We start from the raw sequence: 25,417 nt of genomic DNA, 5'->3' as shown, positions 1-25,417 counted from the left end.
GTGACCATTAACCCGCCGGTACCTTATTTATTACTTCTTTTGGATCGCAGTACTGGGCTGTCTGAAAGAACGTTGCCGCTCGTTTCGTATTAACGGCGCCAGATGATAACGCTTGGCCAGCGCTTCTGTGAGCGCTGAATAACTAACGGAATTTTTAGAATGAGTGACATTAATTCAAACCCGGTTTTGGCCGCACGAGAAACCCACGTGTCTCGCGGTGTAGCGTCCGCACACCCAATCGTTATCAGCCGTGCAGCCGGCAGTTATGTCTGGGATACGGATGGCAAAAAATACTTGGATTTCGTGGGTGGGATTGGCGTACTGAACGTAGGGCACAACCACCCCGCGGTCGTTGATGCGATCAAGAAACAAATCGACAGTTTTACCCACGTCTGCTTTCAAGTTGGGGCTTATGAACCTTATGTGGAACTCGCGGGCAAACTGAATGCACTGGTAGGCGCTGGAGCGCCCTATAAGTCAGTGTTCCTCACGACAGGCGCTGAAGCCGTTGAAAACGCCATCAAAATCGCGCGCAGCCACACACGCCGCTCCGGGGTGATCGCATTTCGCGGTGGTTTCCATGGTCGCACGCTGCTGGGGATCTCGCTGACCGGATTCAGCCAACCGTACAAGCAGAACTTCGGCCCTTTCGCACCTGACGTTCATCACGCGACTTACCCGAATGAGTATCGCGGTGTTTCGACCGAACAGGCACTCGCCTCACTTCAGGACATTTTCGATACGCAGATTTTGCCCGAGCGCGTTGCGGCCATCATCATTGAGCCGGTGCTCGGCGACGGCGGTTTCGTGGCAGCCCCACCCGCTTTCATGAAAGCACTGCGTGAACTGACCACACGTCACGGCATTGTGCTCATCTGCGATGAAATCCAAACGGGCTTTGGCCGCACCGGCAAGATGTTCGGGTTTGAGCACTCAGGCATCCAGCCGGACCTGGTTACCGTTGCCAAAAGCTTGGCTGGCGGGATCCCTTTGTCGGGGGTAGTGGGTAAAGCCGAGATCATGGATGCCCCTGCGCCTGGCGGCTTGGGCGGCACCTACGGCGGCAATCCACTGGGCTGCGCGGCTGGCCTGGCGGTGCTGTCCATTTTCGAAAACGAGCATCTGCTGGAACGCAGCCAAGGCATTGGCCAACAGTTGATGACAGGGTTCGAAAAACTGAAAGCCCGCCTGCCACAGATCGGTGATGTACGCACCCTGGGAGCGATGGCTGCGGTTGAGTTTGTCACCGACAGAGCCAGCAAGGCACCGGACGGTGAGATCGCACAAAAAGTCATCGAGCAGGCGCGGTTGCGCGGGCTGTTGCTGATCAAATGCGGGATTCACCGAAACATCGTGCGCTTCCTGTGCCCTCTCAATACCTCCGAGAGTGATGTCGAGGACGCATTGAACCTGTTTGAGCTGGCGCTGGAGGCCAGCCTTTGATTCATCGCCCTCTGCGAGACGGCAAATGAATCAGCAAAAGTCGCCTCGGTTGGCGACTTTTGCATTGCAGCATACGCCGAGTGTGGTGTTCATTAGAGAGGCGAATGGAGATGCACGATCTAAACAGGCTTGACCGCATAGATATTTCCATTCTTGCCCAACTGCAAAAGGACAGCTCATTGACCAATGCGGCCCTGGCTGAAAGAGTCAACCTTTCGCCAAGCCCGTGCTACATCCGGGTCAAACGCCTGGAAAAAAGTGGCTACATCTTGCGATATTCCGCAACCCTGAACATCGCAAAGATAGCCGACTCACTGACCATCTATTCTGAAATCGAGTTGGACCAGCATCGTAAAGAGAGCTTTCAGCGATTCGAAGTCGCCATTGGCAAGTATCCCGAGGTGCAGGAGTGCTACATGGTGACCGGTAAAATAGACTATGTATTGAAGTTCACCTGCAAAAGTGTGGTTGAATATCAAGCCATCATGGATGAGCTATTGCAAAGCAATTGCGGCGTTGCACGATTTCATACGTTCTTTGTGACTAAAACAGTATTTCGCAGGGACGGTGTCGATTTACAGGCACTTCTGTAGTCCAGAAATGCCTGATAACGCTACCGATGCGCGTAAGCGCCCATAGCGCTCACCGTTCGCTTCCACAGCTCTATGTAGGCCTCTTCGGTCATATAGGCGGCATGCGGGGTCAAGGTTACATCTTCCCTGTCACACCATAGATCATTCGCCTCAATCGGCTCTTGCCAGTAGACGTCTAGCGCGGCGTGCCCGACATGACCTGAATGCAGCGCTTGAGCAAGGTCGTCCTGATTGATCAACCCGGCGCGAGCGGTGTTGATTAACAGTGCTCCCGGGTTAAGCAAGCGCAGGCGCGCGCTATTGAGAAAGCCTGCGGTCTGATCATTAAGTGCCACGTGCAGTGACACGACCTCTGCCCCGGTAAGCACCCGCTCTAAGTCCGGCTCAAAATGGGCTGTATCCACCGGCGTACGATTCCACACTGAAACACACATGCCCAGCGCACTTGCCATTTCGGCGTAGCAGCGGCCGACCTCTCCGAAACCAATCACTGCAACCTTGCGACCTTTAAGCTGCATGCCGCCCCGTGGTCGCCAAACGCCGCGAACCATGTCCTTTACCATTGGCCCTAACTTGCGCGCCGCAGCAAACGTCAACGCCATGGCATGCTCAGCGACTGCCGTACTGCCATATCCAGGTGTGGTACTCACGGCAATGTTGTTGGCCTTCGCCCATTCCAGTGGAAGGTATGTGCCGGCGCCCGTGCCCATGAAAACGATCGCTTTTAGATGAGGGCATGCAGCCAGCGTCTGTGCCGTGATCACAGTGTGTTCAACCAGCATGACCTCGGCGGTTTGACACAACGCAAGGACATCCGCAGCAGTCGGCTCACCGACATGTATATAAGTCCCCTCCGGAATAACCAAGCGACCTGTCTCAAACAGCGCGTTAAGCTCGTGCGTACAATCAACCAATACAACCTTCATGAAATAGCCTCCGTTAGTCGTCAACACAGACTAAGTCAGCGCCTTTTAAAAAATAACTTTAATGCTTCATTGAAAAGAGAATTTGCATCGTCACGAGTGATGTTTCGAATAAAAAATAATAAGCCGATGCTCATAATCAAGTGGCAGTGCAGCGGGTGACTATTGCCAGGCAGTACATGCAATGAGCCAGGGACTACTTCGTCACGGCCAAACGATAACGATGTTTATATTCAAAAGGTCTGATTATGAAAGTGTTGGTGCTGGGTGCAGGTCTTGCCGGGATTCCTTCAGCTTACTATTTGGCCCGGGACGGTCATGAAGTCACTGTGATTGATCGCCAGTCCGCGCCGGCCATGGAGACAAGCTTTGCCAACGGAAGCCTGCTTTGCCAGGGCCACTCGTACCCGTGGGCTAGTCCGGCGGCGCCACGCATCATGCTCAAATCTTTTTTCCGAAATGACCAGGCGTTGCGCATTACACCCAAGATCGACCCAAGACTGTGGTCCTGGCTCATCAAGTTTCTCTGCGAATGCCCAAGAGCGCGTGCAGATAAGCACGCAGCCACCCGCCTGAGATTGGCCGCCTATTCTCAGGCGGTCATGAAAGAGGTGGTGAGCGATACCCAAATCGAGTTCCATCACATCGATAAGGGCCTTCTGTATGTCTATCGAACGCACCATTCGATGGAAGAAGGCTTGCGCCAAATGCGCTTTCTGGAACAAGCAGGATTGAACATTGAGGTGGTGTCCGGAGCGCGTGTCGCTGAGCTTGAGCCCGCACTCAAACCTGTCGCCGATAAACTGGTGGGAGGCGTTTACGTACCGTCTGATGGAACGGGCGACGCCCGGCTGTTCACGGCCGAATTAGCTCGCGTGTGTGCGGAACGTGGCGTCAAGTTCATGTTCAACACCCAAGTACTGGGCCTTGATATCGACAACAGAAAAGTGCGCGCAGTCAGCACGTCTAAGGGGTTGATCGCTGCAGACGCTATTGTCGTCGCCATGGGGTCTTACTCATCCATTCTATTGCGCAAGCACGGCGTAAACATTGATGTATTCCCCGTCAAAGGCTACTCCATGACTGTTCCTATCGAGCGGCCCGAAGAAGCCCCGACGATGGGCGGGCTCGACGAAGATAATCTTTTGGCATTTTCCGTACTGGGAGATCGCTTGCGCCTGACCGCAACAGCGGAGTTCAGCGGCTATGACATGAGCATTTCGCGCGACGACTTTCGCTACATGACACAGGCCGCAAAAGACCTGTTCCCAACCATTGGCGATTACAGCAAGGCAGAACTGTGGTGCGGCCTGCGCCCCGCTACACCGGACGGCAACCCGCTATTTGGTGCAACACCGATCAGCAACCTTTTCCTCAATACAGGTCATGGCTCCCAAGGGTGGACCATGTCCTGCGGCAGCGGGAAGGTGACTGCCGACCTCATCGGGGGTCGTACACCAGACCTGGATATAAGCGCAATGCTGTATCAGTAGCCCCTCCCTTACTGCCTGTCATAGGAGAGAACTGCCGTTCTTTCCTATGCCGTATTTGTAGTTCGAATTCACCGCGCTCTTTACTCTAAAGATGAGTCGACTTGGAGGTTTGCCATGCCATTAACCTTAATCGAAACCTGTCGCAAACATACCGATGATGAAATAGAGCAGTTGTTGCAGGCGATCTATGAGGCGCAGCTAAATGCATTCAATGCGCCCGCCTCAGATCGGCAGTTGCGTTATGTCGAACACAACCCTAAGCAATTTTTTACGCCGCCAGACAGCTCGAAGAACTTTACCCTTATTACGATCCAACTGTTTTCCGGGCGTACAGATGTCGCCAAACAAATGCTGTACCAAGAGATCATCAAACGCCTCGGCGCCTTAGGCATACACGAGATTGATATTTTTATCAGTTTGATTGAATCGCCCCGCGAAAACTGGTGTATCCGAAATGGTCGGCCTGCGCCGTAGCGACTTTTTCTCGCAGTATCAAGCACGCTATACGGCGCGATTGAACTGTCATTATGTTATGGAGGTAACATGTCTTTCGCTCTTGAAAATACCGAATTATTGCTCCAGATGAACTTCATCGACGGCGCATGGTGCGATGCCCGCAGCAAGAACATACTGCCGGTAATCAACCCGGCCACGGGCGACGTGTACGCCACTGTTCCCGACAGTGATGAAGTTGACGCCAAGGCTGCCGTCGACGCGGCGGCGGCGGCGTTCACGAACTGGAAAAGGGTTCCTGCGAAACAACGTGCCAACATCCTCAAGCGTTGGAACGACTTGATCCTGGCGAACGCCCAGGACCTGGGGAAAATCATTTCCTCGGAACAGGGCAAGCCGCTGGCAGAAGGTGTAGGAGAGGTCGCTTACGCGGCCAGTTACGTTGAGTGGTTCGCCGAGGAGGCGACACGTTCCAATGGAGAGATCATCCCTTCTCCAGCGACCGGACGGCGTATGGCTGCGCATAAAGAGCCCGTGGGCGTCATTGCGGCGATCACCCCCTGGAATTTCCCTGCTGCGATGATCGCTCGCAAAATCGCGCCAGCCTTGGCAGCAGGCTGTACGGTGGTGTGCAAACCTGCGGCAGAAACCCCTTTGACGTCCCTGGCACTGGTCAAGCTGGCCGAATTGGCCGGCGTTCCTCCTGGCGTCTTGAACATCGTTGTGACGTCGAAATCCAAGGAAGTCGCTGATGTCTGGTTGAATGACCCGAGGGTTCGCAAGATTACCTTCACCGGCTCCACTCCGGTCGGTAAGCACCTGGCGCGGGCGTCTGCCGATACCCTTAAAAAGCTGTCATTGGAATTGGGCGGCAACGCCCCCTTCATCGTCTTTGATGATGCCGTGATTGATGACGCCATCGAGGGCCTGATGGTTGCCAAGTTCCGAAACGGCGGTCAGACCTGCGTATGCCCCAATCGCATTTATGTGCAGGACGGCGTTTACGACGCGTTCGTAGACAAACTGACTACGCGCGTTGCCGCGCTGGTAGTTGGCCCTGCGACAAACCCCGCTTCGCAGATTGGCCCGATGATCAATGCCAAAGCCATTGAAAAAATCGAGAGTCATGTGGCGGATGCCGTCAGTCGCGGGGCGCGAGTGGCAACCGGCGGCAAGCGAATCCAGTCGAAGGACTGCGTGAGTGGTACCTACTATGCGCCGACTGTGTTGGTCGATGTCGATAAGTCCTCAAGGTGCTTCCAGGAGGAAACCTTCGGCCCAGTCGCGCCGGTCACCCGATTCACCACCGAGGCTGAAGTGCTGCTGTGGGCCAACGATTCACCCTTCGGCCTGGCCTCGTACTTCTACACGACAGATCTGCGCCGAGTCACCCGAGTGGCCGAAGCACTCGAGTGTGGAATTGTAGGGATCAACGAAGGTGCCCTGGCGGCCGAAGCAGCGCCTTTTGGTGGTGTGAAAGACTCGGGCTATGGCCGCGAAGGCTCCACCCATGGCCTGGAAGAGTACATGCATATCAAATACACCTGCCAAGGCGGGCTGGATTGATTTACCACACTTGAAGGGCGCATTACCGGCTGCCGTGCCACGGGGTCGGTAATGACTGGCCTCTATTCGATAACACCTCTATTTGCGCCCTCCCCCTGCTGTGCCGGTTGTTTCCTGCCCTCCACGCGGAACGGCCTTAAGTCCCACCTGGAAGCCCGTGCACAGCCTGTTTGATCTCATCCATCCATTAGTCATTGGAGTTTATATGCACGACGTAGATCGCCTGGTGCGCCAGGATCGTCATTGGGTTCACCCGGTCACCGCATTGCTGGAACACGAAGCGATGGGGCCCTGTATATGGAAGTCGGCCGAAGGTATCCATCTGACCGATATTCACGGCAAACGGGTACAGGATGCCTTCTCCGGTTTGTGGTGCGTGAATGCCGGCTATGGGCAGCAATCCATTGTGCGGGCGGCCCAGCAACAGCTGGAGACGCTGCCCTACGCCACGGGTTATTTTCATTTCTCCAGCGAGCCGGCCATACAGCTCGCAGCCCGGCTCGCAGCGATAGCACCTAAAGGCCTGGATCGGGTGGTGTTCGGCCAGGGTGGATCGGATGCAGTCGACACGGCGATTCGCCTGGTTCGTTACTATTTCAATGCCACTGGCCGGCCGCAAAAGAAGCAGTTCATCGGGTTGCAGCGCGGCTACCACGGCACTTCGTCCAATGGCAGCGGGTTGACCGCATTGCCCTTGTTCCACCGCTATTTCGATGTGCCCACCCAGGAACAGCATCACATACCCTCCCCTTACACCTATCGGCATCCAGCAGGCCCGGACGAGAGCCAGGTGCTGCGCAGCATGGTCAAGGCGCTGGAAGACAAAGTCGCTGAGATCGGCGCGCAGAACGTTGCGGCCTTCATCTGCGAACCCATTCAAGGTTCAGGTGGAGTAATCGTTCCGCCGACCGGCTTTTTAAGGGCGATGCGTGACGCGTGTGATCGCTTGGATATCCTGCTCATCGTCGACGAAGTAATCACCGGGTTCGGGCGTACAGGCCCGATGTTCGCCTGCGAGTCGGAAGGGGTCAGCCCGGATTTGATGACACTCGCCAAGGGCCTGACCTCCGGTTATGCGCCGATGGGCGCAACCTTGATTGGCGAGGAAATCTACACCGCCATTGCCGCGGCCGGCAGTGACGGAACAGCATTGGGGCATGGTCAAACCTACGCAGGACACCCGGTCAGTGCCGCCATCGCGAACGCAACGCTCGACCTCTATCTCGACGGTGGTCTTCTGCAGAATGGCCAGGACGTTGGCGCTTACTTTCAACGCAAGCTCAAGCAACTGGAGTCATTGGCTTGCGTGGGTGAAGTGCGCGGACGTGGCATGTTGGCGGCCTTGGAATTCGTGGTCGATAAACAGAGCAAATCAAAGCCTCCGGCTGCTCTGCAATTCGGGCAGAAAGTCCTTAAGCGCGCGTTTGCAGAAGGTTTGGTATTCAGAGCCTTCTCCGACGACATCCTGGGGTTTGCACCATCGCTGAACTACACCACGGCCGATGTCGATACGCTCATCGACATCTTGAAACATGCGATCGAGAAGACGGCTGCTGACACGCTCTAGGGAACGGAACAGCAACACACAAAAAAGCCCAGACCATAACGGCCTGGGCTTTTTCATATGACCACGGCGTTAGCGTGGCGCTTCCTGGACGACCCGGTCAGGCACCCACGCCTGGGACGGGCTGCCTCGTTTAACCAGCAGACCGGTAATCACCACCAAGGCTGCCAACCCTGCAGTGGCAAGGACTTCGCCTTGATGCGCCGGCAGAGTGAGCATCACGCCCAGCGCGCCAACGATGAACACAATCACCGCCCAGGTCAGCCCTGGGTACAACCACATTCTGAAACTGATGCGGTGCCCATGGGCAATCAGTTTCTTACGCATGCGCAACTGGGAGACTGCAATCACCAGGTAAACCAGCAGCGCAACCGCGCCGGAGGTGGCCAACAGGAAGGAGAACAGGCGCTCCGGCGCGAAGTAGTTGATGATCGTAGTGACGCAGCCAATGGCGGTACTTGCAATGACCGCCTGGCGCGGCACTTTGGCGAGCGTCGTCGTTTTCAGGAACGCTGGCGCCTCACCGCGCTTGGCCAACGAAAACAGCATTCGCGACGCGGTGTAGATAGCGGAGTTGAGACAGCTGGCAACAGCGACCAATACTACGATATCGACAATAAACTTCGCGTTCGGAATTTGCAGATACTCAAGTGCGCGCTGGTACGAGCCCACAAGAGCCAGGGCCGGATCATTCCAAGGGACAATCGACACAATCATGAAGATCGAGACGATGTAGAACAAACCGATACGCCAGATCACCGAGTTGGTGGCCCGCGCAATTTGCTTGCTGGGGTTATGAGATTCCGCCGCCGCGATGGTGACGATCTCAGTGCCCATGAAGCTGAACATAGTGGTGAGCAAGGCCCCCAGTACGGGGGCATATCCATTTGGCGCGAACCCACCGTTGTTGTTGATCAGTGTACCGATACCACTGACCGTAATATTAGGAAGCCCACCCACCAGTGCGATGGCGCAAACCACGATGAACGCGATGATCGCCAGCACTTTCGCCAGGGCAAACCAGAACTCGAACTCGCCGTACCGCGCCACACTGTAGAGATTGGTCAGGGTGAGCCCGCAGGTGATCGAAAGCGCAAAGATCCACGTATCAATACCAGGAAACCAACTGTGCAGGATCGCTGCGGCAGCAATGGCTTCAAGGGGAATCACTAGCACCCAGAACCACCAGTAAAGCCAGCCGATGGTAAATCCCGCCCAAGGCCCAATGGCGCGATTTGCATAGGTTGAAAAAGATCCGGTATCCGGCGACGCTACGGCCATCTCGCCGAGCATTCTCATGACCAGCACCACGAGCGTGCCGGCAGCCAGGTACGAGAGCAGCACCGCAGGCCCTGCGGCCGCAATGGCATGACCCGAACCGACAAAAAGCCCGGCACCGATGACGCCCGCAATCGATAACATCGTAACATGCCGCTGTTTCAGACCAGGGGCAAGCGAAGAGCCGGCCTGTCCTCCGGACTCGAGGGTTGTTTGTATCTTTGACATAGATTCACCGTTTTTTTTATTAGGCAGGTTGTGAAATTCCGGGTGCACGAAGACACCCTATTATTGTTTTATAGTTCTCCAAATATTCGAACTTGGTTTCACTCAGGCGATGACATGGTCGCGTTCCATGACCTGTTCCTGCTCCCGTTTCGGCGCTTCAATAGTGGCTCGCAATCTATCGGCGAGGCACTCGGCAATGTCCCACTGCACCTCCTCGGCTCGACCGGTCAACCAAGTCAGTTGGTTATGAATAAGCACAGGGATAACACCCAGATCCGCCAGGGTTCTTATCGTGGAAAGTGCGTGCAAAAGTTGACGATCAGTACCATCACGGCAACGTTCCACCACCAGTTGCGCACTCAGGATATTGGACTCACTGAACACCGCGACCCACTGTGCAATCAGCCGAGTTTGTTCAATTAGCGCAGCGGGAGCCCCCCCATGCAATAGATCGCCGCCCCCGGTTCAGCCTGTATAACGACTACAGGTTTTACCCCACGCGCCAACATCTTCAATAATGTTTCAATAACCTGACGAAAAAGGGCCGGTTGCAACTCGTGGCGATTAGTTAGTTCACCCTGAGTTATCTTGAGGATCGCGAATTCGCTCACACGTCATCTTCCTATCGGTGGCTGTACTCTTTCAGCGATGTGCAGAAGTTGGCGATAGCGCTACAGCTTTGCTCAAGTGATGCGTCGTCCAGTGCATAAGCGATCCGGATAAAGGGTGACAATCCGAAGGCCGCCCCATGTACGACGGCTACATGGGCTTCTTCAAGCAGCGCGTAGGCCACGTCTTCATCGGTGTTCAGAAGCCGACCGCCCGGCGTCATCTTGCCCAGCAACCCTTCACAATCGGCAAACGCATAGAAGGCACCGGCAGGTGATGAGCACGACAAACCAGGTGTTGCGTTGAGCAACCGCACCATCAGGTCCCGACGGCGCTCAAACACGCCACGAGAGCGCGCAATGAAATCCTTCGGCCCGTTCAGCGCCGCCAATGCCGCATATTGGGAGATGGTGCACGCACCGGATGTCTGCTGACTCTGGAGTTTCTCCATGGCCTCGATCAGCCACCTGGGCCCAGTGGCAAAACCAATCCTCCAGCCCGTCATCGCATAGGCTTTCGACACGCCATTCATCGTCAATACGCGTGGCTGCAAGCGTGACTCTACTTGAGCCAGCGTAAAAAACGGCCTGGCGTCGAATATCAGGTGTTCATAGATATCATCGGACAGGATTAAAACCCCTGGGTAATCCAGCAAGGTTTCAGCCAGCGCTTTTAGTTCTTCTTTGCTGTACACCGCACCGGTCGGGTTTGACGGTGAATTCAATATCAACCACTTCGTTGCCGGCGTAATAGCTGCCCTTAACAAGGCCGGCGTCAACTTGAATCCGGTGTGAGGGGGGCACGGCACAATGATAGGCGTGGCGCCAGCCAGGCACACCATTTCGGGATAGCTGACCCAGTAAGGTGCGGGAATAATAACCTCATCGCCTTCATTCAGCGTGCAGGCCAGCGCATTGAAGATAACGTGCTTGCCACCATTGCCAACAATCGTATCTTTCCAGCCTACGTCCAACTCATTTTCAACACGAAACTTGTTTGCAACCGCCTCGCGCAGTGCCTGCATACCGGCAACGGCCGTATAACCTGTGAAACCGGCATTGATCGCGTCAATCGCGGCATTGCTGATAGAGGCCGGTGTATCAAAGTCCGGTTCACCTGCACTGAGCGAAATAATAGTATTGCCCTGTGATCTAAGTTCCGCCACGCGAGCGATCATCCCGTAAGTCGCCGATGGTTGAGCGCGCGCCAGGTGTTTATTTAGAAATGTCGGCTTCGTCTCAGTCATGGTCGAGTCTTTCCTATGTAAACGACGAGGTGCCCTCGCACGATCAAAGTCGATGGCACCGCAGCGCAGAAACCAAATGCGGTACAGCTCATAGAATCAACAATCGCGGGCTTTAATTCTTCAAACTCCGCAGGTGAATAAGCGAAGACGGCATCCTATTCGGGATAGGACGCTTCAGCGCAGAATCATCGCCAGGTACTCCGCCAGGTGCATCGGTTGTCGGCCACTGACGTTGCGTATTTGTCCCCTGCAGCTGAACCCGTCAGCCACCACTCGGGCGTCCTCGGGCAATTTGTCCAGGTGCGGTTTGAACTCCTGTTCACCGATTATCTTGGCGATGGGCGCACTTTTCAGGTGGTAGCCGTAGGCTCCGGCGACCCCGCAACAGCCTGCCGGGATGATCCCGCCCTTATCACCCAATTGCTTGAGGACCGATTGCTCAGCGCTCAGCCCCCCGCACGACTTCTGATGGCAATGCCCATGGATGCGAACGTCTTCCTCGATTCTGGGCAATTCAATAGCGTGGTTTTGAATCAGCTCGCTCAGCGTGACCAACGATTTAGTCAATTGCTTTGCCCGGGTGTCATCCGGGAAAAGCCCGGGCATTTCATCCCTGAACACAGACAGGCAACTGGGCTCAAGCACAACAATCGGAATACCTTCGCGCAGCGGTTTGTCCAACTGCGTCAAGATCGCTTCCAGATTGGCTTTGGCCTGATCGAGCATCCCCACATCGTAGTAAGGCCGCCCACAGCAGATATGCCGCTGCATGAGCTTGACGCGAAAACCCAGTTTCTCCAGCACCTCGACCCCGGCCTCCAGCACCGTCGGTGTGAACCCGTTATTGAAACTGTCGACCCAGAGCAGGACATCCGTTGCCGAGACATCGTCCTTATGTTCACGCAAACGCCTGGCGGTCTTGCCTGCCCTGAAACTCTGGCCCGCGATCCTGGGAAACTTGACACTCGGCGCCAGGCCAAACAACGCCCCTGCAGCCCTGAACAGCGGGTTGCCCATGGCGTAATTGAGGACGGGTGAGACCTTCGTCGCGACGGGCAGCCACTCGCCAATGCGACCAATCATGGCGTCCATCAGTGATCGAGAATTCTTCAGGTAGTGTCGATACAGGAATTCAGTTTTATAACGTGCGATGTCGACATTGGTCGGGCAATCCGACTTGCAGCCCTTGCAACTGAGGCACAGGTCAAGGGAGTCCTTGATGTCCTTGTTGTTCCAGTCGTCCTGGATCACATCGCCCTTGAGCAATTCGAAAAATAAACGGGCGCGGCCCCGCGTAGAGTAACGCTCTTCTTTGGTTGCGCGGTAGCTGGGGCACATCGTCCCGCCTTCCGGCGAGCGGCACTTGCCCATGCCGATGCACCGCTCGGTCTCCCTGGCAAACCCTTTGTCGCCCAGCCGCGCGTCGTACGTGAACAGGCTGCTGACCTCCTTGCGCGTGTAGTCCGGCCCCATGCGCAGGTTGGCGTCCACCGGCATGGCGTGGATTAGCTTGCCGGGGTTCATTTTATTCAGGGGGTCCCAGATTGCCTTGAAATCAGCGAGGGCCTGCATGATGGTTTTGCCGTACATGATGTGCAGATACTCCCCCTTGGCCTGGCCATCGCCATGCTCACCGGACAGTGATCCGCCATAGCGCACTACCAGATGGGCGGCCTCGTCCAGAAAAGCTCGCCAGGTATCAATGCCATTTTGGGATTTGAGGTCGAAGGTGATACGCGAATGGATACAGCCGTCACCGAAGTGGCCATACAAGTTGGTCTTGTAGCCATAGTTGGCAACGATCCGGGAAAATTCGCGTAAATACTGGCCCAGCAAATGCGGCTCGACGGCGGCATCTTCCCAGCCAACTGTCGGATCGGGCTCGTTTGGATCGAGCCCCAGGGATGTCGCGGATGCACCGGTCTCACGGATGGTCCAGATTCGGTTCATCAACGCCGCATCCGTGACCAATCGCACACTGGGACGCCCTGGCAATGAATCAGCGATATCCCGAGCCCTGGTCGCTGCAGCCAGTACGTCCGCGTCATTGGTGGCGCCGAACTCCACCATCAGCCAAGCATTTCCCGCCGGAAGCTCTGCAATATCGTCGACCTTCATGCCCCGCTCAAGCAACCCGCCGATGATGCCATCGTCCAGCCCTTCCATGGCGATGGGTTCCAGCGGGAGCAACTGGGGAACAGAGTCAGCCGCCAGGAAAATATCCTCGAAGCCAAACACGACCAGCAGGCGATGGGTGGGGTTCTTGACCAGTAACGTCTCAGCTTGCAGTACCGTCACGCAGGTGCCTTCCACGCCAACGAGGGCCCGTGCAATGTTGAAGCCATTTTCCGGCAACAATTGATCGAGGTTATAACCCGAGACCCTGCGCTTGATCGTCGGGAAAATCCCGCGAATGTCGTCGCCGTACTGATCAGCCAGTGCCTTGAGCCCACGTACAATTTCCGCACGCCTGCCGCCTGCGGCCAGGTGCTCCTGGTATTGCGCCTCGTCTGTCGGGCCTACCCAGAAGCGCTCACCGTCGTAAGTGAGGATCTCCAGGCGCTCCACGTTTTCGACCGTTTTTCCGGCCATGACCGAATGCGCACCACAGGAGTTGTTGCCGATCATGCCGCCCAAGGTACAGCGGCTGTGGGTGGCCGGATCCGGACCGAAGGTCAAGCCGTGTTTGGCCGCGGCCGTTTTGAGCTGATCACAGATAACGCCTGGCTCTACTCGGGCAATCCTCTTTTGGGCATCAATATCGATGATGCGGTTCAGGTATTTTGACGTGTCGATGATGACCGCAGCGTTCACCGATTGGCCACACATCGAGGTGCCCGCCCCGCGAGGCAGCAGTGGCAGGTTTGCCTCCCGGCACAGGCGCATGGCGGTAATGACATCCTCAATGGATCGGGGCACTACAACGCCGATGGGCAACTGGCGGTAGTTGGATGCCTCCGAAGCATACACTGCGCGTGTGGCGGCATCGAAGCGAATGTCCGCAGTGGTTTGCGCCTCCAATTGTGATCGAAGCTTCATCAGCACGTTCAGGTCAATGATGGATGCGGCGGTACTGGAGGTCATAAGGTTGCCTATTGTTGTGTCAGCGGCTACGCATTGGGTGACGACTGGTGCTGCGCCGGCGTCGGCCGGCGCCTTCAGCGATGATTCATCCTATGCATTGCCGGGCGGCGGCTCCACGGCTGAAAAGTAGGAAAGAAATAACCTTCTCTACTGCGCCAAGTGTGAGCCCGGCCGATCGCATAACGCAGCCCGCCCAGCAACGAAAAGGCGTTATTTGGGCTGGCGATACCCCAGCATGACGCCAAGGAAGCTGAAAGCAGCGGCGAACATCACATAAAAGGCGGGTGCGGTTGCGGTGCCCGTCGCTTGAATCAACCACGTCAAAATCAGCGAAGCGAAACCTCCAAACGTCATGACTGCCAGGTTGTAGGCCACCGACAGCCCGGTTGAAAGCACTTTGGTCGGGAACGTTTCAGACAACGCCGCCAATATCGGCCCCGTGTAGGTCGCGATCAACAGCCCGAACACCGCCTGGAAAATGCACAGCGTCTGCAATGACGGCTGCGAAACGATCATATTGAACAGCGGCCAGGCCAACACCAGCATCGCAGCAGACGCTCCGCCCAGTAGCCATTTGCGCCCCACTTTGTCCGACAACCAGCCGGTAATCGGTGAGCAGATCGAGATCACTGTCCCGCCGACAATCGCAGCCATGAAGGACGCTGATTGCGGCAGTTGCAGGACCCTCACCGAGTAGGTCGGCATATAGAACAGAATGACGTAAATGCACACCGTCCAGAGCACCACCATGGCGAAACTGGCAAAGGCCTGCTTGGGGTACTCCCGAATCACGTCCTTGAAGGGCGTCTCGGATTTGTCACCCGCCTCCAGAAATGCAGGCGACTCATCCAGGTTGCGGCGAATAAAATAACCAATAGGGCCAATCAACAAGCCGAATAGAAACGGAATGCGCCAGCCCCAGCTCTCGACCTGCTCCGGGCTCAGGTTGAGGGTAATGCCTGTGCCGAAACAGGCCCCCACCAGCACGGCAAAACCGATACTGGTCTGGATCCAGCTGGAGTAGTAGGCCTTTTTGCCCGCCGGAGCGTGTTCGGTCAGGTACGCCGTGGCGGTCCCCATTTCGCCGCCCGCGGAAATCCCCTGCAGCAGCCTGGCAAATACGATGATGCAGGGCGCCGCCATGCCGATTTGCGAGTAAGTAGGTGCCAGCCCGATAAGGGCTGTGCCTATCCCCATCAGAATGATCGTCAGGGACAGTGCGCCTTTTCTTCCGTAACGGTCCGAATAGATGCCGATGAGCACTCCGCCTATGGGGCGCACCAGGAAGCCGACGCCGAAGGTGGCGGCAGAGAGCATCAGCGAGGTGACGTCATTGCCGGTGGGGAAAAAAAGCTTGCCGATGGTGATGGCAAAGAAGCCATACACCATAAAGTCAAACCACTCAAAACCATTGCCCAATACGGTGGCCACGATGGCCTTGCGGCGCATTGATCCATGTGCCTGGGAATGGACTGCTAGCGGTGCTGTAGTCATAACGCCTCCGAGCTTTCAGCTATTCGCGCGAGTGAAAAAGCCGTGCCCATCTTGTTGTTGGGGGTGTATGCATTTGGCCCACTTGGGCGACACCTGCGTCACCTGAGCCAAGTAGGAAAAAAAACTGCTGCAATAGCACCTGAAATAGGAGAACCCGCCAGCGGCGCAAATCTATGCTGACAACACGTTCTGATGACGTGCCTCAATAACAATCTGAGCCCGCCCCCTTCCCATGCACAGGTGGGCTGAAGGGCGAGGCGCCGGGAGGATTCAGTGAAAGACCGTGTAACCCCCGCCATCGAAGTCGGCGAAGAGATGGTCGCAGGCTTTGCGAAAAAAGGGCTTGGCCAAGTCGTACCTGCCACGACCAATGATCGGGGGCACGGCCCCTTCCAGCGCCTCGTGTTGCGTGGTGCCACCGTGATTGACGGTACAGGCGCCCCGCCCTGGGGGCCTGCCGACGTTGTGATCGAAGGTGAGCGCATTGTTGAAATCGCGGCCGTCGGCGTGCCCGGACTGCCCATCAACCCCATGAGACGGCCCGCCAGTGGCGACCACGAAATCGATTGCACCGGCAAGTTCATCACCCCGGGCTTTGTCGATTGCCATGCGCATGTCGGCACGCCATTTCATGGCGAAAATGGCCAAATGCTTCCCGCCGATTACGCCTACAAGCTGTGGCTGGCTCATGGTGTAACGTCGGTGCGCGAAGCCGGGTGCATGAACGGACTGGCATGGACCTGTGAGCAAAAGCTGGCGTCTTCGCAAAACCGCATTGCAGCGCCGCATCTGTATGCCTATGTCTATTTTCCGGCGGTGAATGATTACCTGAAAGCGATCCATACACCCGAACAAGGCCGTGAATGGCTGCGCCAGGTAAAGGACAAAGGGGCTGACGGCGTGAAGTTCTTCGGCGCCTCCCCCGCGGTCATGGAAGCGGCCCTCGACGAAGCGCAGAAACTTGGCCTGCGCACGTGCTGTCACCACGCCCAGCTATCGGTCGGCCGGATGAATGCGTTGCGCACCGCCAAGTGGGGTCTGACCAGTACCGAGCACTCCTATGGATTGCCGGAAGCGCTATTGGAGGGGCGCACGCTGGCCCTTATCGACGACGACTACAACTACAACGACGAGTACTTACGCTTCGCCACGGCCGGACAAACTTTCCTCCAGGCGGCCAAGCCGGGTAGCTCGAAATGGAACCAGGTGTTGGAGGCGTTTCTTGAGGCCGGCCATACATTCGTCCCCACCATGAATGTATACGATGCCAATCGCGACCTGATGCGTGCGCGGCGTGCGGAATGGCATGACCAATACACCGACAGCACCACCTGGAACTATTTTCAGCCGCAACGTGGCGGGCACGGCGCCTATTTCTATCGATGGTCGGTCAAGAATGAGCTTGAGTGGAAGGAAAGCTTCACGATCTGGATGCAGTTTCTGAACGAGTTCAAAAACAGAGGTGGCCGTGTCTGCCCCGGCAGTGACTCCGGGTTTATGTTCCAGATCTACGGCTTTGGTTTCATTCGGGAGTTGGAGCTGTTCCAAGAGGCCGGCTTCACCCCCCAGGAGGTCTTGCGCGCAGCCACTCTGCACGGCGCCGAGCTGCTGGGAATCGACAACGAAGCCGGTACGCTGGAACCTGGAAAGAGAGCGGATATCCTGATCCTGAATCAAAATCCGATGACGGATTTCAAACTGCTTTATGGCACCGGTGCATTGCGGCTGAACGACAGCACCCGCTCACTGGAACAGAATCGTGCCCTTGAAACCACGATTAAAGCCGGGGTCCTGTTTGAGGTGACCGATCTCCTGGCTGACGTGCGTGACATGGTCGCACGCACCTGGAAGAGAGAAAGCCGTGATGAACGCTGACGCTCACAGCACGCCTTGGGAACTCACCCAGTTCATCATTCTTGCAGGCCCGCTGGGCAGCGGTAAAACAACCCTGCTTGAAGCGGTCATCACCGCCCCAAACATGGCGACCTCGACGGCGGTGATCATCAATGAAGCCGGTGCTATCAACATTGATGGGGCTATTTTGTCCGACTCCGCCCAAGGCCTGCCGATGGCGACGCTGAGCAACGGCTGCGTTTGTTGCTCGCTGACCAATGACCTGGTGTTTACGGTAGAAGAGCTTATCGCTAGCCGGGCCAGATCTGGCTCGCCCCCCTTGGCGCGTATCATCCTGGAGTGCAGCGGGCTTTCAAAGCCAGGACCCGTTATGCGTTCATTGGCCGGACTGGCAGAACTGCGTATGCGCGTCAGTGTCGTTTCAACTCTCGATTGCAGCCGGGACATAGGTTCCAGCATTGATGCGCAAGCAGAGTTGGCACAGTTGGCAGCCGCACAGGTGATCGTACTGACCAAGGGAGATCTGGTTTCAAATACAGTAAGCGCTCATCGCGTTGAATCCGTCAAACGGCTGAATCCGTTCGCGACCGTCATCAATGAAATCGAACCACACAAACGAATGAATTGGGCCTGTATCAGCGGGCCCACCGAGCGGCACGTTCAGTCCTTCATCTCACGGCCAATAGACTCGCAAAGGGTTCAGCATCCGCGCATCCAGGTTCTTCATGCACAGCTGGACAAGCCGGAATGGGAAGATGTACAGGATTGGTTGGAAAACATTGCCAGCGTGCTGGGCGAGCGGCTTTTGAGGATAAAGGCGCTGGTGAATGACCCACAGGGCATCGCGATTTTACTCCAAAGCGTCGGTACGACATTCTCAGCAGCGCGACGCTTGTCGGCCCCAGCGACGGAGCGCACATGCGTCGTGTTCATCGTTTATGATGGGGATGTTGCGTTGCTTTCCAGTGTCGGCACGCATCTGAGCGTAGAGTGGGCCTCATGAGCGGCAGATTGCTTCATCCACCGGCCGGCCAGACACTTCGTCTGGCGGCCTATCTTCCAGCATCTGTCAGAACGGTATTTTTCCCGTCAGTATTTCCCACCACATTCGCCAATCCCCAGCAAAACTCTTCAAGGGGTGCTTGAAAGTGGCCGGTCGGTTTTTCTCGAAGAAAAAATGCCCGACCCAGGCAAATGTGTAAGCCTCAATAAATGCCAGCACCAGCAACCACCACACACCGGTTACTACGCCCACTACCAGCAGGACGACTGCAAGAGTCGATCCGATAAAATGCAGTCGACGTGACGTTCTATTCAGGTGTTCACTCAGATAGAACCTGTAGAACTCATCGAATGCTTCGCCCTTCTCTGCTCTGTTCATATTACTGCCCCTTGGCTCATTTCAGGCGCCAGCCTTCACCATCTCTGGTTATCAACCCTCGCTGCTCGAGCGACACGACGTAGTTGCGATGGCCCTTTTCGCTCTTGCGCCGGAACAAGGGCAATATGTACGGTAAAATTCCCGGCACCAGCATGGCTAACCGCGCAGTCCAGGATTCACTGGGACGAACGAACAGTTCCAGCCGAGGTTTTTCCAGCGCTTTGATGACGGTTTTAGCCACGTCTGCGGGCATTTGAGGCGGGTCCATAAACTGCATCTTGTTGCCATTTTCAATGGCCTCACGCATCAGCATCGGCGTTTCCGTCGCGGACGGATTCACAATGGTGAATTTTACGCCTAAGCGTTTGCCATCCAACCCCAAGCAAAGCATGGCGCCACGCAGGCCAAATTTTGTTGCCGAATAAATGCAGGTTTCCGGCATGGGAAATAATCCCCCTAAGGAAACAATTGAAATAACCCGTCCGTCACTGGCTTGTTGCAACAAGGGTAGAAACGCCTGACACAGTTCCAAAGGAACCATCATATTGAGCTGGACTTCACGCGCAATCGATACAATTGGCCTGGTTTCGAATGGAATATTGCTTAATATCCCGGCGTTATTGACCAGCAGATCGAGGCGACCGATCTCACTACTCACATAGTTCACCAGCCCCCCAAGCGCTTCACGATCGGTAAGGTCCGCCTGATAGGTCAATGCCTGGGGCCCGAGGGCGGTGGCGGCCTCGGCCAGGCGCACCGCATCAATATCGACCAGCACGCATTTGACACCACGGGCGATCAGCGCCGCCGCGATCGCCCGCCCCAACCCACCGGCGCCTCCCGTAATCAGCGCTGTCCAGCCCGTGAATGACGTATTACTTGCCATGCAGACTCTCCCCCAGCACTTCATGAACCACAGGAGCAGCGCTCTTTGGAAAAGGCTGATCGAGCTTGATGGCTGCATACATATCTTCAGTCAAGCGCGGCCAATGCATGCGTGTGCGTAGCGTCTCCAGGTAAGCAGTGAAGGACCGAGCATCCAGATAAACCGCATGCCGGTCCGATTGAACAAACTGAATCCCGCCACTGAGGTCCGGCTCGTCGCTCTGAATCAATTGATCGAATTGGCGCGCGGTGTCGAGCCCATCCAGCTGCGCCCGAAAATACGCAGCCAGGGTGAGCGCCTGGGTATCGAAAAGCTTGAAAGCACTGGAGTTCTGGTCGAGGTAACCGATGGCGCAGAGGTTACGGTGAGTGCGGCTGAACATCGACAGATAAAGCAGGGGCCTGCCATGCTTCCATTCGAAGAACTGCGCAGCGCATTCAGCGCCCCATTTGAACCCTGTGGCACAAAGAATCAAGTCGATTTTTTCGCGTGCACCATCTGAAAAAATGACGAAATCCCCCTCCAGCCGGTCGATGTTTTTACGCACCGCAATATTGCCGTGCTGAAGATGATGCAGCAGTTGCGAGTTCACGATCGGGTGGGTCTCGAACAAACGATGATCAGGCTTCGGTAAGCCCCATCGTGTCAGGTCTCCCACAAGCAGCTTCAATAAGAACTTGAAGACAGGCCTGGCCAGCCACAAAGGGAGGTGCGGCCCATTTTCACCAAACACATCGGCAGGTACACCAAACACATGCTTGGGAATGAAATAGTAACCACGGCGCATGCTGATAAAGGCTTGTTTTGCGTGAATGGCGGCCTCGCAGGAAATGTCCGCGCCAGAATTTCCCGCGCCCACCACCAACACGTTCTTACCTTGGAATTCCGATCCGGATTGAAACGAGTTGGAATGGCGTATTTCCCCATTGAACTCACCACGAAACGCTGGCAGGTTGGGCTTCCAGTTTGTCCCGGTCGCTAACACGATCCAACGGTATCGCCGTGTAGAACCATCACTCAGGCTGACGGACCAGTGCCCGTCAGGATCCTTTCTAATCAGGGTCACCGTTGTACTGAACTGAATAGACTCACGCAGCCCGAATGCTGCAGCGAAGCTCCTGAGATAGTGCGCGATTTGACGGTGGGAGGGGTATTCCGGAAAGTCCCTGGGCATTGGAAACCCGACGAATCCCGACAGATCCCTGGACGAGATAAAATGCGCCGAATCGTACATCGGCGTGCCGACATTGGTGATATCCCAAATCCCTCCAACATCCGAATGCCGCTCGAACTGGTCATACGTAATTTTCTTTGCTTTGAGTGCGCGTGCGGCACTCAGCCCACCAGGCCCGGCGCCAATAATGCAGGCGCTATTTCCTCGGTCGATAATCGCTGCGTCTTGTTCTAATTTCATAGCGCTTTCCTTGGATATCCAGTTCAGTGTTGAACCGAAATCTAAAGGGAAGTCGATGCTTTCGATGAGCCTTTCGCGGCCATTCAGGGGACCATGGAGGACAGATAAGCTGCGCGCACAGGAAATCACCCGCTATGCCCGCAATAGCAGAAAGGGAGGTGCTAGATTACTGACCGAAAGGTATCGTCTACAGACTCATTCTGATGGAGAGCGTGTGATCTATGTTAGAACCCGCAGCCGCTGCCCAGCACTGGAAGCAGCATCCCCAACAAAATGAAGCGGTGGTGGTTCCCAACGTCGCGCGGGCGTTGTTCAGCCTGTTAATGGAAAGCGGGCTCTCGACAGAGCGCATTTGTCGCGGGCTCGGCTTCGGTTATGCCGAACTGCTTGATCTGGACATGCGGTTGTCTTATCGGCAAACCCGAATGCTGATTACTCGAACGCAGCGAGTGGTCAAGGACCCTGCGCTGGGTCTATCTACCGGCGCGCGTCAGACCCCGGTGTCGTGGGGGTTGGCGGGCCTCGCCATGCTGACCTGTAAAACGCTGGGTGAAGCCATCACCTACGGTCTCGAACACCAAGGTGATACCGGTGCGTTACTGGAGCACCGTGCCTGCGTCCATCCCAATGAGTTCATCATTGAGGTCAAACCCAAAGTGTTTGATCTGGAAATTGAGCCCTTCTTGATCGAAGAAGCCTTTTCGAGCGCAGTGTCCGTGGTAAGGCGGCTTATCGGGCCAGCCTTCAACCCCCTCAGGGTAGAGTTGTCGTACGCTCGCCCGAATTATGCCCAGGCCTATCGGCGCGAATTTCGTTGCCCGATAAAATTCATGGCCGGGAAAAATCGCTTGATCTGCGAAGCCCATTGGTTGAACGCACGCCTGCCGGATTATGACGACATGGCGTGTGGACCATTGCGGGCGAAATTGGATCAGCTGATGAACAGAGTTGGTTCACGAAATGATTTGATCGAAACCCTCTCCAGTCATATCCGCCTCAACCTCGACGATCCCGAAGCGCTACAGACATTTTCCAAGGAGCTCAACATGAGCGAGCGTACCCTGCGTCGTCGCCTGACGGACCTGGGCGTGACGTACAGCGGGCTGCTGGATCGAATCAGGCACGAGCGTGCTTGTGACTTACTGCAAAACACCCGTATGTCGATAGCTGACATTGCGCACACCATTGGCTTTAGCGACGCACGAGGCTTCAGGCGCGCCTTCAAACGCTGGACGGGTGCGTTGCCGAATACGCAGCGCACCACCTGACGTCAGACTTTATGTCGAGGTGTTCTTGAAGGCGATCCCGGGTGAAGACGCGCTGCTGTCATTGGCCAGCACCGGCAACTCTCGACGCAATACCCAGAGCGTGATCGGTTTGGGCAGAACTCTGGCCAAACGGATCAGCCACCTCATCGGCCAAGGAAACAAGTAGTCCCAGCGCTGGCTGCGCATGGCGTAGAGCATGTGATCGACGGCTGCCGCTTCGGAAATTTCCAGCGGTGCCGGCATGCCATCGTTTGCGGTTTTAGCGGTGGCCACAAACCCTGGGTAGAGCGATAGAAAGCGAATACCTCTGTTACCAAACTCAATGCGACATGTATCAATCAACAAGCGCAGTGCACCCTTAGCGGCGCTATATGGCCCCTGCAACGTCACCCCCAGGAACCCCGCCAGTGAATTGGTGTGCACGACAAAACCATGCCCCTGGAGACTCATATGCTCCAGGGCGGGGAACAGATAATTGACCACCACATCATAGTTCGAGCGCATATATGCAGTGACGTCGGACGCATTCATCTCACGCATATCCAACGCAGGTGCGCCGCCGGCATTGAGTACGACCACATCCAGACGACCGTATAGCTCGACAATTTCACCCACCAGATCGGCCGCCGCATGCTCATCCAGGGCGTCCACTGCCGAGACCAGGCATTTGCCACCCTGGAGCGTGATTTCCAGTTGCAGGTCGTTCAACAGCTCCTTGCGCCGGGCCGTGGCCACAACCCAGGCGCCTTCCTGTGCCAGACGCACCGCTAGAGCGCGCCCCATGCCTGAGGACGCCCCCACCACCAGGACCACTTTGCGTGCAAAGCTGACGCGCTTGCTTGCCGGGCACCGGCGAAGCAAGCCGACCAACGTCAATGCAATCAGCGAGAAGACGGCACTGACCAACAGCACGTACTCGGCGTTCTCCCCCACCACCCATTGTGACGCCATCAAGGGCCCGAAAGCGCACCCCAACAGCTGCATGCCCGGCACCAACGCGGCAACTCGCCCCGAAGGATCAAGTTGCAGAGCAATACGTACCTGAAAGGGTGTCAGCATCAGCCAGACCAGGCCAAACGCGCCGCACAGCACCAGAAATACCCTGACGCCCATGTCCGCAGAAAAATACATACCCAGCGCGATGCCGCCCAACAAAACGGCGGCGACGGCCAACAACGAAAAGTCCGAGACCCGGCGTACCAGGACGATACCCAGGCAACCGCCCAATACCTGCATGAGCAAGGTACCGGAGATCAGCAGTTGTGCGTTTTGCGCATCAAGCCCCACGTATTTGCTTAACGGCTCAAGATAAGCCCAAAGCCCACCAATCGCGCTGAGTTGCATAAAGACCAGCCCGAGCAATAACAGGTGATTAAGACCCCAACCGAACCCGGCATCATCCGTTCGCTGTGCTTGCTGATTGGCCAGCCGAATGGGTTGCCACCGGACCAACAACAAAGAAGCTGCCGTCAGCGTACCCAGGAACACAAAACCATAAGACGAGGTGCTCTGAATAGGTAGGACCCAATACGCCAACACCGCAGCCACCAATGCCTGGCCAAGGGTTTGCACCACCATGAACACCCCCGCCACGCGGTCAGGTGCCGGGCCTTGGACGATCAGGTTCACGGTGCCCCATAACAGCAAACCTTCGGCCAGACCGGCAAAGGCCCGCGCCACTGCCAGTGCGCCATCCCCGGTGGTATTAGCCGTAACCAGGTCCATACCCGATGCCGCCAGGATAGCGACGACAGTAAGCTGGCGCAGGCTGAACACGGAGCGCAATAAATCGCCCAGGACGACACCCAGCCCCAACGAGAGAATTTCGCCCATTGCAACCAAGCCGACGCCCTCAAGTGTCAGGCGGTTTTGCGCCAGCAACTCTCCCAGCAACAAGGGTTGCAGCCCCACCATCAGCACGGCGATCGAGCCCAGCGCCAAGGCGACACTCAAGTGTTTACGGGAAACAGCGGACGACATGTGCATGGCGTTACACCTCTTGAAGGGTTTTCAGTAACCACGGTTCTCGGGCGGAATCTCGCCTCGGGCAAAACATTGCGTTGCACGTTGCTCATCTTTCATCAGTCGGCTGTTGGCAACTCGCACTACCCACCAAGGTAGCAGTGTCATCTTGGCACCGGAGGCCTTGGCGAGGGTGAACGCCTTGGCGCACTTTTCAAACAGCTGCGCATTCATCGCCATCCGGGTACCGGTGGTGCCCAGGGTCGCGGGCACGCCCTTGATCAACACAGCATTGCCGCCCCGCTGCAAGGTACCGGGAATGTCGTGGACTGACGCCGCCGGCGCACCCATGTGGCCAATATGCCGTGCCTGCTCATCAAACAGAATGGGCATGACCCCGCCAAAGTCTGCCAAGCGCTGGGCGAAGTCCCCTCCGCCCAGCAAAATGGCGCCGACGTCACTCCGGGCACGGTAGATCGCGTGGTGGGTCTGGCTGTCACCCAGCACATGCACCGGCCAATCGACATGAGTGGGGGCCAAGTCATCCAACTGGCCCCACCACATGCTTTGCTCGCCCGGTATGCGCAAGGAAAAACTGCTCCCTTCCTGCACCAGACCCACCAGCCGTTGCCGGATTTCCAGCCATTGTTGCCGCAGTACAGCCTGCATCACGCTCAC

At 56.4% G+C, this 25,417-nt stretch carries 21 protein-coding genes; 9 read left to right on the top strand and 12 right to left on the bottom strand.

What is annotated here, in order from left to right; genetic code table 11:
• The first annotated feature begins 159 nt into the window (after positions 1-159).
• Together gabT and AC3ZU9_RS15215 are read left to right on the top strand one after the other, a co-directional pair.
• Positions 160-1,443, top strand: coding sequence for a 4-aminobutyrate--2-oxoglutarate transaminase (gene gabT / locus AC3ZU9_RS15220; RefSeq protein WP_490090928.1), 1,284 nt, complete (start codon positions 160-162; stop codon positions 1,441-1,443).
• 110 nt (positions 1,444-1,553) lie between these two features.
• On the top strand, positions 1,554-2,036 hold the full coding sequence (locus tag AC3ZU9_RS15215; protein ID WP_490090927.1) for an Lrp/AsnC family transcriptional regulator: 483 nt from the start codon (positions 1,554-1,556) through the stop codon (positions 2,034-2,036).
• Between the two features lie 20 nt (positions 2,037-2,056).
• Here the strand turns inward: AC3ZU9_RS15215 and AC3ZU9_RS15210 are convergent, their stop codons facing one another.
• The gene (locus AC3ZU9_RS15210) at positions 2,057-2,962 is read right to left on the bottom strand and encodes an NAD(P)-dependent oxidoreductase (protein WP_490090926.1); all 906 of its coding nucleotides are present in this window, start codon (positions 2,960-2,962) and stop codon (positions 2,057-2,059) included.
• 245 nt (positions 2,963-3,207) lie between these two features.
• On the opposite strand from AC3ZU9_RS15210, the gene AC3ZU9_RS15205 reads away from it, so the two are divergent.
• The 4 genes from AC3ZU9_RS15205 (at position 3,208) to AC3ZU9_RS15190 (ending at position 8,038) form a co-directional block, all read left to right on the top strand.
• Positions 3,208-4,452: a D-amino acid dehydrogenase gene (locus tag AC3ZU9_RS15205; protein ID WP_490090925.1), complete on the top strand. Its 1,245-nt coding sequence runs from the start codon at positions 3,208-3,210 to the stop codon at positions 4,450-4,452.
• Between the two features lie 114 nt (positions 4,453-4,566).
• The gene (locus tag AC3ZU9_RS15200; RefSeq protein ID WP_152748510.1) at positions 4,567-4,926 is read left to right on the top strand and encodes a tautomerase family protein; all 360 of its coding nucleotides are present in this window, start codon (positions 4,567-4,569) and stop codon (positions 4,924-4,926) included.
• Between the two features lie 69 nt (positions 4,927-4,995).
• Entirely contained in the window at positions 4,996-6,471 is a 1,476-nt protein-coding gene (locus AC3ZU9_RS15195; RefSeq protein ID WP_490090924.1) for an NAD-dependent succinate-semialdehyde dehydrogenase, read from the top strand.
• Between the two features lie 205 nt (positions 6,472-6,676).
• Complete coding sequence (locus AC3ZU9_RS15190; RefSeq protein WP_490090923.1) at positions 6,677-8,038, top strand: aminotransferase class III-fold pyridoxal phosphate-dependent enzyme; 1,362 nt, start codon at positions 6,677-6,679, stop codon at positions 8,036-8,038.
• A 69-nt stretch (positions 8,039-8,107) separates the two neighbouring features.
• Here the strand turns inward: AC3ZU9_RS15190 and gabP are convergent, their stop codons facing one another.
• The 6 genes from gabP to AC3ZU9_RS15160 all read right to left on the bottom strand — a co-directional run bounded on the left by gabP (position 8,108) and on the right by AC3ZU9_RS15160 (position 15,929).
• Positions 8,108-9,541, bottom strand: a complete 1,434-nt coding sequence (gene gabP, locus AC3ZU9_RS15185; protein ID WP_152748527.1) for a GABA permease — start codon at positions 9,539-9,541, stop codon at positions 8,108-8,110.
• Between the two features lie 102 nt (positions 9,542-9,643).
• Positions 9,644-9,925 carry a hypothetical protein gene (locus tag AC3ZU9_RS15180; RefSeq protein WP_490090922.1) on the bottom strand — a complete coding sequence of 94 codons (282 nt, stop codon included), beginning with the start codon at positions 9,923-9,925 and terminating at the stop codon, positions 9,644-9,646.
• 35 nt (positions 9,926-9,960) lie between these two features.
• Positions 9,961-10,152, bottom strand: coding sequence for a hypothetical protein (locus AC3ZU9_RS15175; protein WP_490090921.1), 192 nt, complete (start codon positions 10,150-10,152; stop codon positions 9,961-9,963).
• A gap of 11 nt (positions 10,153-10,163) precedes the next feature.
• Positions 10,164-11,396, bottom strand: a complete 1,233-nt coding sequence (locus AC3ZU9_RS15170) for a pyridoxal phosphate-dependent aminotransferase (RefSeq protein WP_490090920.1) — start codon at positions 11,394-11,396, stop codon at positions 10,164-10,166.
• 174 nt (positions 11,397-11,570) lie between these two features.
• Entirely contained in the window at positions 11,571-14,480 is a 2,910-nt protein-coding gene (locus AC3ZU9_RS15165; protein WP_490090919.1) for an FAD-binding and (Fe-S)-binding domain-containing protein, read from the bottom strand.
• 210 nt (positions 14,481-14,690) lie between these two features.
• Complete coding sequence (locus AC3ZU9_RS15160) at positions 14,691-15,929, bottom strand: MFS transporter (RefSeq protein ID WP_490090918.1); 1,239 nt, start codon at positions 15,927-15,929, stop codon at positions 14,691-14,693.
• A gap of 318 nt (positions 15,930-16,247) precedes the next feature.
• On the opposite strand from AC3ZU9_RS15160, the gene AC3ZU9_RS15155 reads away from it, so the two are divergent.
• The gene (locus tag AC3ZU9_RS15155; protein ID WP_490090917.1) at positions 16,248-17,849 is read left to right on the top strand and encodes an amidohydrolase family protein; all 1,602 of its coding nucleotides are present in this window, start codon (positions 16,248-16,250) and stop codon (positions 17,847-17,849) included.
• On the top strand, positions 17,839-18,831 hold the full coding sequence (locus tag AC3ZU9_RS15150) for a CobW family GTP-binding protein (protein ID WP_490090916.1): 993 nt from the start codon (positions 17,839-17,841) through the stop codon (positions 18,829-18,831). Before AC3ZU9_RS15155 ends, AC3ZU9_RS15150 begins: the two co-directional genes overlap by 11 nt.
• Before the next feature lie 66 nt (positions 18,832-18,897).
• Here AC3ZU9_RS15150 and AC3ZU9_RS15145 read toward each other — a convergent pair whose 3' ends face one another.
• The 3 genes from AC3ZU9_RS15145 to AC3ZU9_RS15135 are packed head-to-tail and all read right to left on the bottom strand — an operon-like array spanning position 18,898 to position 21,509.
• Positions 18,898-19,209, bottom strand: a complete 312-nt coding sequence (locus AC3ZU9_RS15145; protein ID WP_490090915.1) for an Mpo1-like protein — start codon at positions 19,207-19,209, stop codon at positions 18,898-18,900.
• 16 nt (positions 19,210-19,225) lie between these two features.
• A complete protein-coding gene (locus tag AC3ZU9_RS15140; protein WP_490090914.1) occupies positions 19,226-20,095 on the bottom strand; it encodes an SDR family NAD(P)-dependent oxidoreductase in 870 nt (289 codons plus the stop codon).
• Positions 20,085-21,509: a flavin-containing monooxygenase gene (locus AC3ZU9_RS15135; protein ID WP_490090913.1), complete on the bottom strand. Its 1,425-nt coding sequence runs from the start codon at positions 21,507-21,509 to the stop codon at positions 20,085-20,087. Before AC3ZU9_RS15135 ends, AC3ZU9_RS15140 begins: the two co-directional genes overlap by 11 nt.
• A 221-nt stretch (positions 21,510-21,730) precedes the next feature.
• On the opposite strand from AC3ZU9_RS15135, the gene AC3ZU9_RS15130 reads away from it, so the two are divergent.
• Positions 21,731-22,777, top strand: a complete 1,047-nt coding sequence (locus tag AC3ZU9_RS15130) for an AraC family transcriptional regulator (RefSeq protein ID WP_490090912.1) — start codon at positions 21,731-21,733, stop codon at positions 22,775-22,777.
• Positions 22,778-22,786: 9 nt separating this feature from the next.
• On the opposite strand, the gene AC3ZU9_RS15125 is transcribed toward AC3ZU9_RS15130, so the two are convergent.
• Positions 22,787-24,763: an SDR family NAD(P)-dependent oxidoreductase gene (locus tag AC3ZU9_RS15125; protein WP_490090911.1), complete on the bottom strand. Its 1,977-nt coding sequence runs from the start codon at positions 24,761-24,763 to the stop codon at positions 22,787-22,789.
• A 24-nt stretch (positions 24,764-24,787) separates the two neighbouring features.
• A complete protein-coding gene (locus tag AC3ZU9_RS15120) occupies positions 24,788-25,408 on the bottom strand; it encodes a hypothetical protein (RefSeq protein WP_330211927.1) in 621 nt (206 codons plus the stop codon).
• Positions 25,409-25,417: the final 9 nt, after the last annotated feature.

It is taken from the genome of Pseudomonas sp. A39, from assembly GCF_058145955.1.
This window is presented reverse-complemented; position numbering and strand designations above follow the sequence as displayed.